17 protein-coding genes and 1 other RNA gene are annotated in these 16,570 nt (G+C 30.4%); 12 read left to right on the forward strand and 6 right to left on the reverse strand.

What is annotated here, in order from left to right:
- The first annotated feature begins 345 nt into the window (after positions 1-345).
- Entirely contained in the window at positions 346-597 is a 252-nt protein-coding gene (locus EP747_RS04730) for a hypothetical protein (protein ID WP_098234187.1), read from the forward strand.
- 129 nt (positions 598-726) lie between these two features.
- Here EP747_RS04730 and yppF read toward each other — a convergent pair whose 3' ends face one another.
- Entirely contained in the window at positions 727-903 is a 177-nt protein-coding gene (gene yppF, locus EP747_RS04735; protein ID WP_088010656.1) for a YppF family protein, read from the reverse strand.
- 200 nt (positions 904-1,103) lie between these two features.
- Between yppF and EP747_RS25180 the strand changes: the two genes are divergently transcribed.
- Positions 1,104-1,895 (forward strand): YppG family protein, encoded by a 792-nt coding sequence (locus tag EP747_RS25180; RefSeq protein WP_328590703.1) that lies wholly within the window; start codon positions 1,104-1,106, stop codon positions 1,893-1,895.
- A gap of 54 nt (positions 1,896-1,949) precedes the next feature.
- Here EP747_RS25180 and EP747_RS04745 read toward each other — a convergent pair whose 3' ends face one another.
- Positions 1,950-2,678, reverse strand: a complete 729-nt coding sequence (locus tag EP747_RS04745; protein ID WP_129688737.1) for a GntR family transcriptional regulator — start codon at positions 2,676-2,678, stop codon at positions 1,950-1,952.
- A 682-nt stretch (positions 2,679-3,360) separates the two neighbouring features.
- Between EP747_RS04745 and EP747_RS04750 the strand changes: the two genes are divergently transcribed.
- From EP747_RS04750 to EP747_RS04765, 4 genes are all read left to right on the forward strand, one after another.
- Positions 3,361-3,927 (forward strand): DUF1273 domain-containing protein, encoded by a 567-nt coding sequence (locus EP747_RS04750; RefSeq protein WP_129688738.1) that lies wholly within the window; start codon positions 3,361-3,363, stop codon positions 3,925-3,927.
- Between the two features lie 76 nt (positions 3,928-4,003).
- Positions 4,004-4,309: a cell division regulator GpsB gene (gene gpsB, locus EP747_RS04755; RefSeq protein WP_088010652.1), complete on the forward strand. Its 306-nt coding sequence runs from the start codon at positions 4,004-4,006 to the stop codon at positions 4,307-4,309.
- 78 nt (positions 4,310-4,387) lie between these two features.
- An RNA gene (gene rnpB, locus EP747_RS04760) (RNase P RNA component class B) lies at positions 4,388-4,773 on the forward strand.
- Positions 4,774-4,924: 151 nt separating this feature from the next.
- Positions 4,925-6,076, forward strand: coding sequence for a THUMP domain-containing class I SAM-dependent RNA methyltransferase (locus EP747_RS04765; RefSeq protein ID WP_129688739.1), 1,152 nt, complete (start codon positions 4,925-4,927; stop codon positions 6,074-6,076).
- Positions 6,077-6,206: 130 nt separating this feature from the next.
- Here the strand turns inward: EP747_RS04765 and EP747_RS04770 are convergent, their stop codons facing one another.
- Positions 6,207-6,425, reverse strand: a complete 219-nt coding sequence (locus tag EP747_RS04770; RefSeq protein WP_129688740.1) for a hypothetical protein — start codon at positions 6,423-6,425, stop codon at positions 6,207-6,209.
- Between the two features lie 168 nt (positions 6,426-6,593).
- Between EP747_RS04770 and EP747_RS04775 the strand changes: the two genes are divergently transcribed.
- Positions 6,594-7,520, forward strand: a complete 927-nt coding sequence (locus EP747_RS04775) for a Gfo/Idh/MocA family protein (RefSeq protein WP_129688741.1) — start codon at positions 6,594-6,596, stop codon at positions 7,518-7,520.
- A gap of 245 nt (positions 7,521-7,765) precedes the next feature.
- Complete coding sequence (locus tag EP747_RS04780) at positions 7,766-9,697, forward strand: ATP-dependent DNA helicase (RefSeq protein ID WP_129688742.1); 1,932 nt, start codon at positions 7,766-7,768, stop codon at positions 9,695-9,697.
- Positions 9,698-9,724: 27 nt separating this feature from the next.
- Here the strand turns inward: EP747_RS04780 and EP747_RS04785 are convergent, their stop codons facing one another.
- Positions 9,725-10,345: an NAD(P)-dependent oxidoreductase gene (locus EP747_RS04785; protein ID WP_129688743.1), complete on the reverse strand. Its 621-nt coding sequence runs from the start codon at positions 10,343-10,345 to the stop codon at positions 9,725-9,727.
- A gap of 168 nt (positions 10,346-10,513) precedes the next feature.
- On the opposite strand from EP747_RS04785, the gene EP747_RS04790 reads away from it, so the two are divergent.
- From EP747_RS04790 to EP747_RS04800, 3 genes are all read left to right on the forward strand, one after another.
- Positions 10,514-12,028, forward strand: coding sequence for a carboxypeptidase M32 (locus tag EP747_RS04790; RefSeq protein WP_129688744.1), 1,515 nt, complete (start codon positions 10,514-10,516; stop codon positions 12,026-12,028).
- Positions 12,029-12,388: 360 nt separating this feature from the next.
- Complete coding sequence (locus EP747_RS04795; RefSeq protein ID WP_129688745.1) at positions 12,389-12,592, forward strand: aspartyl-phosphate phosphatase Spo0E family protein; 204 nt, start codon at positions 12,389-12,391, stop codon at positions 12,590-12,592.
- A gap of 538 nt (positions 12,593-13,130) precedes the next feature.
- Positions 13,131-13,592 (forward strand): RDD family protein, encoded by a 462-nt coding sequence (locus EP747_RS04800; RefSeq protein WP_129688746.1) that lies wholly within the window; start codon positions 13,131-13,133, stop codon positions 13,590-13,592.
- Positions 13,593-13,656: 64 nt separating this feature from the next.
- Here EP747_RS04800 and EP747_RS04805 read toward each other — a convergent pair whose 3' ends face one another.
- Together EP747_RS04805 and EP747_RS04810 are read right to left on the reverse strand one after the other, a co-directional pair.
- A complete protein-coding gene (locus EP747_RS04805; protein WP_129688747.1) occupies positions 13,657-14,175 on the reverse strand; it encodes an SRPBCC family protein in 519 nt (172 codons plus the stop codon).
- Between the two features lie 189 nt (positions 14,176-14,364).
- Complete coding sequence (locus EP747_RS04810; protein ID WP_129688748.1) at positions 14,365-14,676, reverse strand: ArsR/SmtB family transcription factor; 312 nt, start codon at positions 14,674-14,676, stop codon at positions 14,365-14,367.
- A 233-nt stretch (positions 14,677-14,909) separates the two neighbouring features.
- On the opposite strand from EP747_RS04810, the gene EP747_RS04815 reads away from it, so the two are divergent.
- Entirely contained in the window at positions 14,910-16,439 is a 1,530-nt protein-coding gene (locus EP747_RS04815; protein ID WP_129688749.1) for a carboxypeptidase M32, read from the forward strand.
- The last annotated feature ends 131 nt before the right edge of the window (positions 16,440-16,570 follow it).

Consider the following 16,570-nt stretch of genomic DNA (forward strand, 5'->3'; position numbering starts at 1 on the left):
AGAAAGAATGTCAATCAAATCGAGTGTTTCCAAATATTTATGTAGCAGGGAAATTAGGGCCATCTAATTTAGGATTACCAGTTTGTTGATTTTTACTTTTTTCTTGTTTTTTCTTTTTTTCATTTTTGTTTTTTGCCATTTTGAAACACCTCCATGTAATATACCTTTCCCAATTCTGTTCCACGTTACAAGTTTTTTTTGTCGAAATTATAGATGGAAATACCTTTATTCACTTTGTTTAGCGAAATAGTTCTAGTTTTGTCAATGGAGAAGGAGGTAGATGAACTGCTGTTGAATTTATTTTGTAAAGTAAATTTAGTAAATTAGGAAGAGGAGTTGAACTGTATGGAGTTAATTCAAAGAGATGATTTTTTTCGAGCAATTGATGAATTTTTAAATGAGGTTGAATTTATTGAGCACTCCTTAGCGTTAAGAATTGATCAAAAATGTGATGAAGAAAAGAATTTACTTTTAAATAAGATCCAGTCAACAACAGTGCATCTTCATCATTTTGAAAAGAAAGTAAGTCAAGCAAAAGAGGGTGGTAGTTGGATCTCAACACCATTTTTAGGAAGACAATTAGCATTTAATATTTGATATATAGTAGAAGACGTTTGATTTGAATGATGGGATTGGTAGATAAATGGAATTAAATAAAGCGATACACTTTTACAATTTAGTAAATGTGTATCGCTTTATTTATTATAATATTAATATTCCCGATTACTAAATTGGCTTACAAGCGCCAAAAAGTTCAAGTTCTTTAATTAATTCTCTGTAATGTTGAATAGTAACCTCACCATTTAGGTAATTTTGTTGTAAAAAGTCCATTAATTGATTAAAGTCAGTTGGTTCGAAACTTTTTGATGAAATAAACTTGCTCTTTAATTCTTGTAAAGTCATTATTACCCCTCCAACATTAAAATTTAATTAACAACTTGTATAACTAAATAAAATGTACCATAAATATTTAAAATTTAAATTTTTTTAAAAATTTAAACTTCCGACATATTATGACAAATAGCGCATAAGATAATAGAAGTAACAGAATAGGCATTTGTAACATATTTATAAATGAGAAAACTTATAATGGATGTGAGAAAATGAAATCTCAAATGTTTCCTCCAAATCATTCAGATAACAGCTTTGATTGGTTTAGAAAGCAAAATCAAATGATTGATGAGAATTTTAATTATCCAGAAATGAATCAATTATCGAATGAAAATCAGCGTTACTATGGAAATACAATTCAACCTTTTTCCCAAAATCCTACAATTAATACACAACAACCACCAGTTCAGTCGCAACAGACACAACATGCACAGACAACTCAACTAACACAACCAACTCAACAAATCCAACAATCACAGATGATTGAACCATCTCCTTACGGGGGACCATCAATACAAACTGGTAGTTATGGTCAATTAAGTCAAGTCCAGTATGCTGTGCCACAGCAATATTCCATGCAACTTCCTACAGTTTCGTATAACCAAGGGTACCAATACGATCCTAATTTTTACGGAATGATGCAAAACCAATATCCATATATGCCAATGAACCCTTCACAATTCGGTAATCAAACGAACTATTTAACTAGCCCTCAAAATCACCAATATTCAATGCAACCTCAAAATGCTCAAATGTTACAACAAGGTCCATTTACAACTCCACCAATGTTTGCGCCAAGTACACCTTATCCAACTCAACCCAAAAAATTAAACCAGCAAAATAATAATGGTCAATCTTTTCAGTTTTCATCAATATTAAATCAATTTAAAAATGGTTCAGGATCATACGATGTCCCCAAAATGATGTCTACTGCGGGTCAAATGATGAATACCATGAATCAAGTAGGTGGACTATTTAAACAGATTGGGGTTTTATTCAAATAAAAAAAGCCAGGAATCCCTGGCTTTTTTTATGTTCTATACCATTCTTAATCCCTATTAATCATTTCTAGATAAAGAATGTACAAGCTTGTATCGGTCTGCTCTGTATACAGTTAATTCGTATTCTAAAACTTTGCCACTTCTTAAATATGTTGTACGATAAATTGCTAAAACGGGACAATTCGGCGGGATTTCTAATAATTGCGCTTCTTCTTCAGAAGGCATTCTAGCCTGAATCGATTGATCAGCATATTGAATAGGATCAGGAATATTGGCATTAACATAATCAAAGAAAGATTTTTCTAGAACACTTTGATTTAGGTTTGGTGCTATATCACATGAAACGTGGATACTTTCTATCGACATAGGAATTGAGTCTGCTAAACGAATCCGTTTAATAAAATAAATAGGATCGTTTTCTTTTATCTTTAGAATATTGGATAATGCTTTATCAGAATTTAAGATATCAAATTGAACTAATCTACTACTTGGTTTTAAGCCTCTTTCAATCATTTCTTCTGTGTAACTATTTAATCTACTTATTTTTTTTTCAACTTTTTGACGACTAACAAATGTACCTTTACCTTTTTGTCTATAAACAATTCCTTCTTGAACTAAATTATTTAATGCTTGTCGAACGGTCATACGAGATATTTGGAATTTCTCTGAAAACTCTCTTTCTGATGGAATCAATTCATCAGCGGGGTATTCACCTGATGCGATTTTACATTTTATGTATTCTAATAATTGATGATAAATTGGTATTGGGGAATTTTTGTTAATCATTTTTTACTCCTTGTATTGCATTTATCTATATTTTATCTATATTTAAAACGGTTTCATAACTCATTTTAAAGGAATAAAATGCTTTCGGCAATCATTGTGTATACTCACAAAAATCAGAATATTTAAACTTTTAAACATTATTAATTTTATTGTTGTGAAATATGTTCAAACCTAATAAAATAAAAAAGTTGACATTAAAGTATATTTAGGATATTGGAGAGGATAACTTTGAACAAAATACTTTTTTTATTTTTTTTCACAATTACATTAACATTAATTATTTTTACGAGTTTTAAACAAGCTTTATATGTAATTTTATCATAAGTAAAAATTTCGACGAAAAAATTTTCACAATAATATTCCTATCATAATAACTAATCTAAAAGGGAATAAAATATCCTCTATGAGCAGCAATCAAATATTGAAATATTGATCTTAAATTGTCTTAATAGTTGATTTCCACTAAGCTTGTGACTACTATAGTAAAGTTAAATATTAGATTCCCTCAATATAAATTTCTACATTTGAATATTATTAAAATTAATGATTTTTGCGAGATAAATTTATACTTACAATTTTTATTTGTTACTAAATATTTGAAATAAAGCAGAGTATTTAATAAAATAAAATTTAATTTATGGAAGAACTTTTAGTTCTTCCTAATTTATTATTGTGAGGTAATATGAAGATACTACTAATATCTGGCTATAAATCATTTGAATTAGGAATTTTTTCGAATAAACATGATGCAGTTAAATACATAAAAAAAGCAATAAAAAATAAAATACTTTTATTTATAGATCAATTAGAATGGATAATTATTTCAGGGCAAATGGGTACTGAATTATGGGCCGCAGAAGTAGTATTCGAACTTCAGCTTGACTATCCCGAATTAAAGTTGGGTATTTTTACACCCTACGAAGATCAAGAGAAAAATTGGAATGAGGCAAATAAGGAATATTATAATGAAATCTTAATTGGGGCGGATCACGTCGACTCAATTTCAAGAAAACCATACGAATCTCCAATTCAGTTAAAAGCAAAAAATGAATTTTTAGTTAGTAAAAGTGACGGATGTATTTTATTTTACGATAATGAAAAAGAAGGTAGTCCTAGATATTTATATGATTTAGCATACAAGAAAAATGAACTATTTAATTATCCTGTAGAAATCATCACTTTTGACGATTTACAAGTGATTGCAGAAGAGTCATTTGAGAATGATGAGAATAAATATAGGGAAATATAGAATAGATAATTGACAATTTATGAAGACTTTGAAAAAATAGAAGGTAAATATTTCTAAATGTTTTGGGGTGACACACATGGAATCAACAAAAATAAAACTAAGTATAAAAGATATCCTAAATAAAGAGTTTAAAGTTTCAATGCGAGGATATAATCAAGAGGAAGTGGATCAATACTTAGACACTATCATTAAAGATTATGAATCGTTTCAAAATCAAATCGTAGCCCTACAACAAGAAAATGCAAAGTATAAAAAATTGTTGGAGGATCAAAAGAACACAGCTACACCTCCACCATCACCTTTTAATAATACGAATACTGATGTTCTTAAAAGATTATCAAATTTAGAGAAGCATGTTTTCGGAAGTAAACTATTCGAATAATTTTAACTAAATTTATATTTTAAGAAAGCATTGCAAACTTGAGTATAATTTACTATACTAATAAATGTTCGTTTCAATATGTTCGGGTAATCGCTGCAACGCTTGACGTTGTTGAGGAAAGTCCATGCTCGCACAGTCCTGCGATGGCTGTAGTGTTCGTGCCTATCGAAGTCATAAGATAGGGTAGCTGTGTAATCAGCTAACGGCAGGGAACGGACCTAAGTCCTTTAAGGATATGGTTCTACTACCTTTAAAGTGCCACAGTGACGTAGTCCTCGAAGAAATGAGAGGAGTGGAACGCGGTAAACCCCACGAGCGAGAAACCCAAATTATGGTAGGGGAATCCTTTCAAAGGAATTGAACTGAGAAAGGGACAGATTATTCTGTAGATAGATGATTACCACCTTGTAGTACGAGGCGAGAGCCGCTTGAAGTACGAATGGTACAGAACATGGCTTACAGAACATATGAAATGATGAAACTGTTTAAAAACTCTTCATTATATGGAGAGTTTTTTGTAATTTAGACGTAAATTGTTCATAATGAAAATAGGGATCAAAATGAAAATATGAAAAGAAAAATTCATTCTTAATTTGAATGAGATAGGTGGTTAAATTGGCGAAATATACATTAATTGCTACTGCTGCAATGGGTATCGAAGCTCTAGTCGCTAGAGAAATAAAAAGCCTAGGTTTTGAAGATGTAGTAGTTGAAAATGGTCGAGTATTATTTAAAGCAGACGAAGATGGAATTGTGAAAGCAAATTTGTGGCTTCGAACAGCTGACCGAGTGAAACTTCGTGTTGGTGAATTTAAGGCAACCTCATTTGATGAATTATTTGAAAAAACAAAAGCCTTACCTTGGCATATGTTTATACCAAGAAACGGTCAATTTCCTGTGTCAGGAAAATCTCATAAATCAAAATTATTTTCAGTATCAGATTGCCAAGCAATCGTCAAAAAAGCAATTGTAGATAAATTAAAAACAATCCAAAATATTCAAGGTATGTTAATTGAAGATGGTCCGTTATTTCGAGTGGAAGTCTCTATTTTAAAAGATATCGTAACATTAACGATTGATACTACTGGTCGTGAAGGCTTACATAAAAGGGGATATCGTGTAGATCAAGGTGAAGCACCATTAAAAGAAACACTTGCGGCATCATTAGTATTATTAACGAATTGGAATGCTGATTTACCTTTTGTTGATCCATTTTGTGGATCTGGTACTATTCCAATTGAAGCTGCATTAATTGGACATAATATCGCTCCAGGATCGTTTAGAAGATTTGCGTCTGAAGATTGGCACTGGATTGGCAAAAAAAGATGGAATGAAGCAAGACAAGAAGCAGAAGATTTAGCAAATTATGATCAAAAACTTGAAATAATCGGATCAGATATTGATCATCGAATGATTAATGTTTCAAAAGCAAATGCTGATGAAGTTGGATTATCAGATTCAATTGCTTTTAAACAAATGCAAGTAAAAGACTTTACTACTAAATCTGAGTATGGGTATGTAGTTACCAACCCACCATATGGTGAGCGATTAAACGATCGACCTTACGTTGAAAAGTTATATTCAGATATGGGGAATGTTTTTACAAAATTAGATACATGGTCGGTGTATGTACTAACTAGTCATGAGGGATTTGAACAATTTTACGGTAAACCAGCAACAAAAAAACGTAAATTATTTAATGGTTTCATTAAAACTGACTACTATCAATACTTTGGAAAAAGACCTCCAAGAAGAATCGAAGAATAAAAAAGTAAGTTAAAAGGGTGTTCCCAATTGTCCATACAGACGATTGGGGCACCTTTTTATTTATAATAACTTATTTCATTACAGATTTAACGAACAAAATTGAACAAATATTGTATTAGTTTTGTTAACATCATAAATTTATTGAAGGTACAATTCTAAATCCGTGATTTTTTTCAAGTAAGTGTGCAACATGCCAATTCGTTTCTGCAGTACTTTTATATTGAGTGACTAGATCATGGAATTCATCACTGGAGAAACTCTTTTCATGCTGAAGTAAATAAAGGTCTCTTACAACACTTATATCATCATTCGTATCAAAATTAGTCTGAATTAAAGAATATAAGTACAAATAAACACCTCCAAACTACTATTTTATCATTATTTTATAGATTTCCCGATAATTCGAATGTTATTGCCATTAGATATATTAGAAATATAATCATTTTCTTTTAAAAGAAGAATGATAATTTGTTACAATAAATTTAGAAAAATAAGCCAATTTAAAGGACTGATTAAAATGAAAAAACCTCGTATCGGGATGGTAGGATTAGGCAATATTGCACAAAAAGCATATCTACCAATTCTTACAAAAGAAGAAAACTGGGATTTTATCGGTGCATTTTCACCAAATAAAGAAAAACGTAAGAGAATATGTTCACAATACCGTATTCAAGATTTTGAAAGTTTGGAGTTGCTTGCAGAACAAAGTGATGCAGTATTTGTACATAGTTCAACTAGTTCACATTTTGAGGTTGTATCGTATTTATTAAATAAAGGTAAAGATGTTTATGTTGACAAACCACTAGCAGCTACATTGCCAGAGTCAGAAAAATTAACTGAATTAAGTATTAAACTAAATCGTAAACTTATGGTGGGATTCAACCGCCGATTCTGCCCAATGTATGTGCAGGCAAAAGAACAGGCAAAGAATATAGCGTTAATTAGATTTGAAAAACATCGAGAGAATAAAATTGGGTCTAATTCATTCGAGTTTACGATGCTGGATGATTATTTACATTTAGTTGATACTATTAGATGGTTTGCAGATGGAGAGGTTAACTTGATTAATGGAAGAGTTCAACTTACTCATACTAATCAATTAGAGTATGCTACTCACCAATATGAATCGATTGAAGGAACTACTATTAATACAGTAATGCACCGAAAGTCAGGAACAAATCTTGAGCGCCTAGAATTAATTACTGAAGGTTCGATTATAAGGGTAAAAAATATGAACAACTTTGAAGTAGAAAAAAATAACTCAATAAATAATTCATTTTCATCATCATGGGACACAACACTAAAACAAAGAGGTTTTGAGGATTGTATTAACCATTTTATCAATTGCATATACTCTGATGAAACTCCAACGATCAATGGAGAAGAAGCATTAAAATCTCAAATGATTGTTGAAGAAATGATCAAGCAAGCAAAAGGTTGGTAAAGAGAACTAGAGGGAGATAAAGGACATTAAGAATTTAAAGCAATGAACATTTAATTAGTTCCTAATTCACCTATCCCATAGTCTTTAGGTGATCATGCCTTATTTCCCTTGCCTTTCCCTCACATTTTTTGTATGATAGCGGGTAGAGACAATTTTTAAAATAACATAATGGATCGAATAAATTTGCAAAATTAAAGTTCTCACAAGAGGACTTTTTCTTTTTAATTTACATTTTGGGGGTAGCAATGAGTCATTCAACTAAATTACCTTTTGAGGTAGGAAAGCAAGACCAATTCATTGAAAAGTTAGGGGAATGGATTGGGGACGTTTTTTACGATTTATTACCAGATGCAGGCTATGAATTAAGAGATGAGCAAATCTTTATGGCTTATCAGGTTGAAAGAGCGTTTAAAGAAAAGAAAGTTATTTTTGCTGAAGCAGGTGTTGGTACAGGTAAAACGTTTGTCTATTTACTATATTGTTTATGCTATGCAAGATATACTGGTAAGCCAGCTATTATCGCATGTGCTGATGAATCTTTAATCGAACAGCTAGTAAAGAAAAATGGGGACATTGAAAAATTATCGAATGCATTAAATTTGTCAATTGATGTTAGATTAGCTAAATCAACTACAAATTATTTATGTTTAAAAAAATTAGATTTACAACGTTCAGAAATTGATGTATCGGATGCCGTTTTAGGGGTTTATGAAAATTTACCAGGCTTTGTAAATGATTATGGAACACTCCAAAAATTTACTCCATATGGAGACCGTACTGAATATAAGGATCTAACAGATGAAGAGTGGGATACAATTTCATATGATTATTTCCAGGATTGTTCTACTTGTGAACAAAGACATAGATGTGGACAAACTATATCAAGAGAACATTATCGAAAAGCAACTGACCTAATTGTATGCTCACAAGAATTTTATATGGAGCATATTTGGACGGTAGAATCTAGAAAACGTGAAGGTCAATTGCCATTACTACCTAATCCAAGTTGTGTAGTATTTGATGAAGGACACTTACTTGAATTTGCAAGTCAAAAATCGTTAACTTATCGACTGCAACAAGAGACATTAAATACATTTTTATCATTTTTAATGCAATCAGGTACACGTGAAAGCTTCCAACAGTTACTAGAAGATACATTAGAAACGTATGATCAATTCTTTTTTGAATTAGATAATAATACTGAAGAAGTTGAAGGATCTAGACGTTTTAAACTGAATATGAATGAAAGATTAATTAAGTTAGCAAGGAGATTAAAATCTCAAATTAGTATTATAGGTGATGAATTAGTCTTTGAAAGTGAAATGTATACGATTGATGAATATCAGTTAAATATTGTTGATGAGCATTTAGATGATGTTGAGCGTTGCTTAAATTTATTTATTAATGAAATTACAGCGATTCAATGGATTGAATATAATCAAAATGAATTAACACTAGTCATCATGCCAAAGGCTGTAAATGAGCTTTTACAAGAAAAAGTATTTAATCACAAAATGCCGATTGTATTTTCATCTGCAACTCTTTCTCAAAATAGTTCTTTTGATTATATCGCAGGTAGTTTAGGTATAAAAGATTACCTATCATTTTCAGTCGATTCTCCGTTTGATTACGATAAACAAATGAAAATAGAGCTAAATCAAGTTGACCCAACCAAAATTGCGGAAAAAAATGAAAAAATAATTGAGAAGTTAAAGGATAATAACGGAAGTACATTGATTCTCTTCAATTCAACCCAAGAAATGAAAAAATTTAAACTGCAAGTTGAAAAAGAAAAATTAAACTTCAATTTATACTTTGAGGGTGAAGAGGAAATTAGTTCAATTGTACAAAAATTCCAAGAAGATATTAACGCGTCTTTATGTGCTGTTCATTTATGGGAAGGATTAGATATTCAAGGAATGTCACTAAGTCAAGTGATTATTCATGCGTTACCATTCCCGCCAAATGATCCAGTTTTCCAATCAAAACGTCAAAATTCACAAAACCCTTACTTCGAGATCGACGAGCCGTATATGTTATTAAGATTACGACAAGGAATTGGACGACTAATCCGTAGTCATGAAGATAAAGGAAAAATCGTTTTATTTATCGAAAATGATCTAAACAATGAAACCAAAGAAAAAATCTTAAACAGTTTACCTGTTGAACCATCATAAAAAAAAGCTAGCTTATCGCTAGCTTTTTTAATTACATATTCCAACTCTAGACTTACTGAAATTACATTCAAAAAATTCCTTAAATGCGAAAAAAGCTGTATCTCCAGTCGTAATACGATGGCCATCAATCGGTAAATAATTCTTTTCAACACGAAAATTTTTAGTAATTGGACCATCTGGTAAGTATGTAGGGCAAACAATCGTCCAATTTAACTGACTTTCATTTAATAAGTTAAAAGCTTTTTCATGATCGGTTGCTGCAGTTGTTGATTTTCGTTTTGATTCAGAGCTTAAATAACGAAGAATTGTTGGATCAACTCTTGATTGTAAAATACCTGCAGTTCCAATTGTAACGATCCTACCTATTTTTTTCATTTCAAGAAGAGGGATTAGTAGTTCCATTGTTTTAGATAAAATATTATCACCTCCCGTATTTAAGGCAGAAATTACTCCATCTACGTTTTCTAAAGCTAAATTTAAATCTTTTTCATTTAGCGTATTTCCTTTTAAAACTGTAAGAGCTTCATGATTAATCGTTATTTTTTGTTCATCTCTTACTAAAGCAAATACTTCACACTTAGCTTCTAATAATAAATCCACTAAAAAAGAACCAACTCTTCCAGTTGCTCCTAATATTAATATTTTCATAACATCACCTTGCTGTATTGTACAATATTTTTATTAATTATGTCTTTTATATAAACTTAATGATTGGAATTCTGTTAATGAAAGTGCTTTTTAAGCTTAATATTAATTCAATTTAAAAGTTATGATAGAATGAAATTAACTGCTAAAATTTAGAAATGAGGGGTAAAAATGGAAATTAATAAGATACAAGAAGAATTTATTGACTATTTAAAGAAGATCGAAAATTATAATGAAGCAATTAATGTTATGTATTGGGACCTAAGAACTGGAGCTCCTAAAAATGGAGCTGAGCAAAGATCAAATGTCATTAGTCAACTTTCTGCAGAAGTATTTGAAATGACAACATCAAGTACTATGGAAAACTATTTAAATTTATTAGAAAAAGAAATAGGCACTGGGAACTTAAATGAAATCATTGAAAAGTCTGTTAAGGAATGTAGAAAAAATTATGATTTAAACTGTAAAATCCCTAAAAATGAATATGCAGAGTATGTAAAGCTTTGTTCATTAAGTGAAAATGCTTGGGAAGATGCTAAAAATGAAGGTGACTTTAGTAAGTTCCAACCATATTTAGAAAAAATTGTAGCAATGAAAAAGCAATTCATTGAATATTGGGGCTACAAAGAAAAGAAATATGATACCTTATTAAGCTTTTATGAGCCTGGTATGAAAACCAGCAAGCTTGATGAAGTTTTTGGTAAAGTAAGAGAAAGTCTTGTACCATTAGTAGCGAAAATTTCAAAATCGCAAACTAAACTAATTCGCGAAGAATTGTCACAACCTATCTCAATTGATCTTCAAAAAGAAGTAAGTGAAGATATACTTGAAAAATTAGGTTATAATTTCGATTCTGGTCGTTTAGATGAAACAGTTCATCCATTTCAGATTACTTTAAATCCTGGTGATGTTCGTGTAACAACGAAGTATATAGAAGATAACTTTATGAGTGCGCTTTTTGGAACCATTCACGAATGTGGTCATGCACTTTATGAGCAAAATTTATCATCGAATTTAATTGGGACACCATTATGTGAAGGTGCATCGATGGGAATTCACGAGTCTCAATCTCTATTCTTTGAAAATATGATTGGAAGAAGTAAAGAGTTTTGGGAAACACAGTATGAAAATTTAATTGCGAAAACTGGTGATTATTTTAAAAATTTATCAGTAGAAGAATTTTATAAAGCAATAAACCATAGTGAGCCTTCGTTAATTCGAATTGAAGCGGACGAATGTACATACCCATTGCATATAATGGTTCGATATGAAATTGAAAAAGAACTGTTTGATGGTGATTTACAGGTAAAGGATTTGCCAAAAGTATGGAATGATAAAATGGAAGAATACTTAGGAATTGTTCCATCAAACGATAAAGAAGGTGTTCTTCAAGATGTTCACTGGGCAGGTGGAGATTTTGGTTATTTTCCTTCGTATGCTTTAGGTGCAATGTACGCAGCGCAGTTTAAGCATAAAATGAAACAGGATTTAAGCGATTATGAAACGATCTTAAAAAGCGGCGAGATTCATCAAATTGTTAATTGGCTAACACTTAATATTCATCAATATGGAAAACTAAAAGAACCGAAAGAACTTTTAGTAGATGTTACAGGTGAAGATTTAAATGTTAAATACTTTATTGAGTACTTAGAAAATAAATACTCAAAATTGTATAATTTAGCATAATCTAATTCGTGTGGACGGAGGTTGTTAACAACCTCCCCATACTCATCATTCAAGCAAACATTAATAAATGATTAATTCCCAGTTATTATTTTTTAAGTTTTTTTAATAAGTTCAAAGAATAGACATATTTAGATATTTAAAAAATTACTTTTTTATAGTATAGTAGATAAAAATGAAAGCGTGTTCACAGTTGCTTAATAAGAAGAGTTGAATTTAAAAAGGGGAAATACTGAAGATTTAAATTAACCGAAATTAAATTCAAAAAATATTCACATTTAGAAAGACTTAAGATATTTTTTTATAGTATTATAAATAAAAATGAAAGCGTGTTCATACTTTTTTGAAAAGGAGGTAATTTGAATGTTTTTTAGGACAGCCAGATATTTAGAACGAAATATTGAAGAAAAACGAATCAAGTTGCAAGAAGCTCAAAATCAAAATAATGACAATCATCAAGAAGTAGTAAAGATTCGTCATCAGTTGGACACTGATTTAAGAGAACTACAGAAATTGTTGAAAACGGTTGCAGGAAAACAATCGAAAATTAACATTAAACCAATATGAAAAAATAGTAATAAGACCACAAATTATTTTTTTGTGGTCTTATTTTTTTCGTAGTAGAAAGCTATTCGTAAAAAGAATTTGATAACAAATAGCTAAATTTTTTTTTTATTAATAAGTTTTAAAATTCTTTGATGAAAAATATTATTTATAGATTCTATAATAAAGTTTGTTAGAACAAGGGTAGTTAGTACATCAGAAGGAAGTTCATTAATTGTATAATGAATTAATATTAAGATTAACAAAATAATTATTTTAACTATTCTTGAAATGAAAAATTCTTATTTTTTATTGAATAAACAGCATTCAAAAAATCACAGTTTTGAGACGATTTAAGAAGTCGAGAAGTTTATCGTTTGTATGTCAACTGACCTCAAAAAAATATTATACGATTTGTAGTGATAAATGCTAACTATGCTGCTTGTATAAAAAAATTAAAACAAATAGTTAAAAATCACTAATCAAAAACGAAATTACCTAAGTATAATAGAGTATATCGATTAATATCCATTTTTTATAAAAATGTGGAATGAGGTTCTAGATGGATTTCGAACTGGCAAGTCGTATTAGAAGATTGTTTGCAGCTTGGATCGATGGCTCATTAAATCTTTTATTTTCTAAACTGGGGTTACTAATACTTGGGTTAGAAAGTAAAGACATTTTAGATTTATTTATGTTTAGTAGTAAGCAACTGTTTCTATATTCAATTTGGTCGTTATTATTTATTTTCCTTTTTTACGTCATAGTACCTACTTATATTTGGAACGGACAAACAATAGGAAAAAGATTATTAAGTATTATGGTTGTAAGGGATACAGAAGACTTAGTTGATTTCAAAACAATGACATTACGCTCGATATTTGCTTTTAGTTGTCAGCTATATTTGCCAATATTTATTGAAGTAATCGGAATTTTGTATCTAATTGATCTATTTTTTATCTTCCGAAAAGATCGGAAAACATTGCATGATTTAATCGCTAAAACGAAAGTTGTTTATTATTAATAAAGCACTAAAAAATACCCTTTAAAGCTATTTTCAAGCTTTAAAGGGTATTTATATATTTATCTTATATTGAAGTTTTAGCTAAATATTCATCTAGTTGGTCAAAAGTACCAGTAAAGCCTTGTTGCATTGAATCTTTATTTGCAATAAATGCTGCAACTTCTTCATCAGTAGCATTGATTGGAAAACCTTTTAATGTGATAGTTGTTTTACCGTCATTTTCTTCTAAAGTTAATGTATTTTGAATTTCCAATGGCCAAACTTCAAAGAATGGAGCGCGAACCATATTCCCTTCTTGATCAGAAAATGAATTAACAAATACAATTTTCTCAGGTTCAATAATTTCACCGAAAACGAATAATCCCCACATTACGAATCCTTCTGGTGATTCCATTTTATAGTGGAATTTACCTCCTGGTTTAAATTCTAACGTTGCTACATCCATTTCAAAACCTTTTGGACCCCACCAGTTTTTAAGATGTTCTGCTTCTGACCAAACCTTGAATACTAATTCACGTGGCGCATCAACAACCCTTGTTAAAACTAATCCTTTTTCATCTACATTAAACGTATTTTTACTCATTATTAATTCCTCCATTTATATTATATTTTTCTAAATAATCTGCTAGGCGGCTTAATGTCTGTTTTCCACCTTCAATAGCGCCGTATTCTTCTACAACTTTATTGCGCTTTTCAAAAAAATAAAACTAGGTACTTCTCCTTTCATTAATAGTTAATACTAATCAAATTGTGTGCTTTGAATAAGCTATGATTATTTGCCTTGTAATTTTTTTAAATAATCGTCCAATTGATCGAATCTCTGTTCCCAGACGTGTCGGAATGACTTAATCCACGAATCAATTTCTTTTAGCGGCTGGGGTCTTAGTTTATAAATTCTTTTATTGGCGATTGGTTGAACTTCGACAAGCCCAGCTTCACTTAGAACGCGAAGATGTTTTGAAACCTGTGGTTGCTTAAGTCCTAAGCTTTCAGCAATTTCACCGACTGATAGAGGACCGTCACGTAAGAGTTCGACAATCTGTAACCGGTTCGGCTCTGCAAGAGCAATTAAAGTCAAATTCATAAATTGAATATACCTAAAGAGGAATATTCCTGTCAAGGAATATTCAGGATGCAAATTTTGTGTTGATCTAAAAAATGGTTCAAAGACTTGAGTAGTATTTACGAAGTGATTAGACAATATCCATTTTGTCGAGAAATATTGTTTAAAAAAAAGATAATTCCTCTTAATCCGTATATTTTTTATGATACTATTTAGCTGACTCAAAAATTTGATTTTAAAAGGTGGGTGTTTTGATGAGCCTAAAAGATTATGAGGCTTCGTTTTTAGAGTATGTTAGAAAAATGTTAAACATTGAAGAAGCAATTAGTGTTTTATATTGGGATCTTCGAACAGGTGCACCTAAAAATGCTGTTAGTCAGCGTTCAAATGTAATTAGTCAATTATCAGCCGATGTTTTTAAAATGAGTACTTCAAAAGATATGGCTCACTATTTAATTACAATGGAAGAAGCCATTAGTGCAGGTAAATGTTCATTAGAAGTTGAAAAAACTGTAAAATACTTAAGAAAGCAATACGATCGAAATACGAAAATACCAGTTGATGAGTTTGAAGCCTTTGTTAAATGCCAAGCAATTTCTGAAAGTGTTTGGGCAGAAGCGAAGGAAGAAAATAATTTCGCTAAATTTGAACCTTATTTAACTGAAATAATTGAGTATAAACGTAAATTCGTTGAATATTTAGGATATAAAGACTGTAAATATGATACATATTTAGATCAATATGAACCTGGAATGACTGTAAATAAACTGGACGAAGTATTTTCAGAAGTTAGAAAAAAATTAGTACCGATTGTTAAAGCTGTATCGACTAGTGGGAAAAACTTTGAAAAAGAAGAGATGAAAGCATTCGTTTCGATGCAAAAACAAAAAGAAATATGTGAACAACTATTATCTTCTCTTGGTTATAATTTTGATGCCGGAAGATTAGATCCTACTCCACATCCTTTTGCTACTTCTCTTAATTTAGGTGATGTTCGAGTAACAACGAAATATCATGAAAATAATTTTGAAAAAGCCATTTTTAGTACAATTCATGAATGTGGTCATGCACTATATGAGCAAAACATATCCAAAGATTTAGAAGGTTTACCGATCGCTCAAGGAGCGTCCTTAGGTATTCATGAATCTCAGTCACTTTTATATGAAAAGATTATTGGTCAAAGCTATGAATTCTGGAAATCAAATTATCCAAAGTTAAAAGAGCAACTTAATGGAGTGTTAGATAATGTTACTTTAGATGAATTTTATAAAGTGATAAATAATAGTAAGCCTTCATTTATTCGTATTGAAGCTGATGAATTAACTTATCCTTTACACGTAATGATTCGTTATGAAATTGAAAAGGATTTATTAGACAGCAAAATTCAAGTTACTGATCTTCCTTCAATTTGGAATCAAAAAATGGAGGAGTATCTAGGGATAATTCCTGAAACTGATCGAGAAGGTGTTTTACAGGACGTACATTGGTCAATGGGGCATTTTGGATACTTTCCAACTTATGCATTAGGTGCAATGTATGCTGCCCAAATTAAAGCAACAATGGAAACAGAATTACCAAATTTTAATGAATTAGTTGAAACGAATGATTTTCAAACAATTCTTGATTGGTTAAAAGTGAATATTCATCAATATGGTGCAATGAAGGAACCGCAACAAATTTTGAAAGATGTTACTGGTGAAGAATTAAATGTGAAATATTTTGTTGATTATTTAGAATCAAAATATACAAAATTGTATGAGTTGGAAGAAGTAAATAAATCATAATAGTGAATTAGAAGGGTTTATTTTTAGAATCGTTTTAATGGAAATAATTGCGAATGTAGATTTGAGTAAAATGAGATATACTAAAACTGCACAACAGAAAGAAAACTCCTTTGAAACGCTTAGACAATTCT

The sequence above is a fragment of the Gottfriedia acidiceleris genome (assembly GCF_004138285.1).
Taxonomy (GTDB): domain Bacteria; phylum Bacillota; class Bacilli; order Bacillales; family Bacillaceae_G; genus Gottfriedia; species Gottfriedia acidiceleris_A.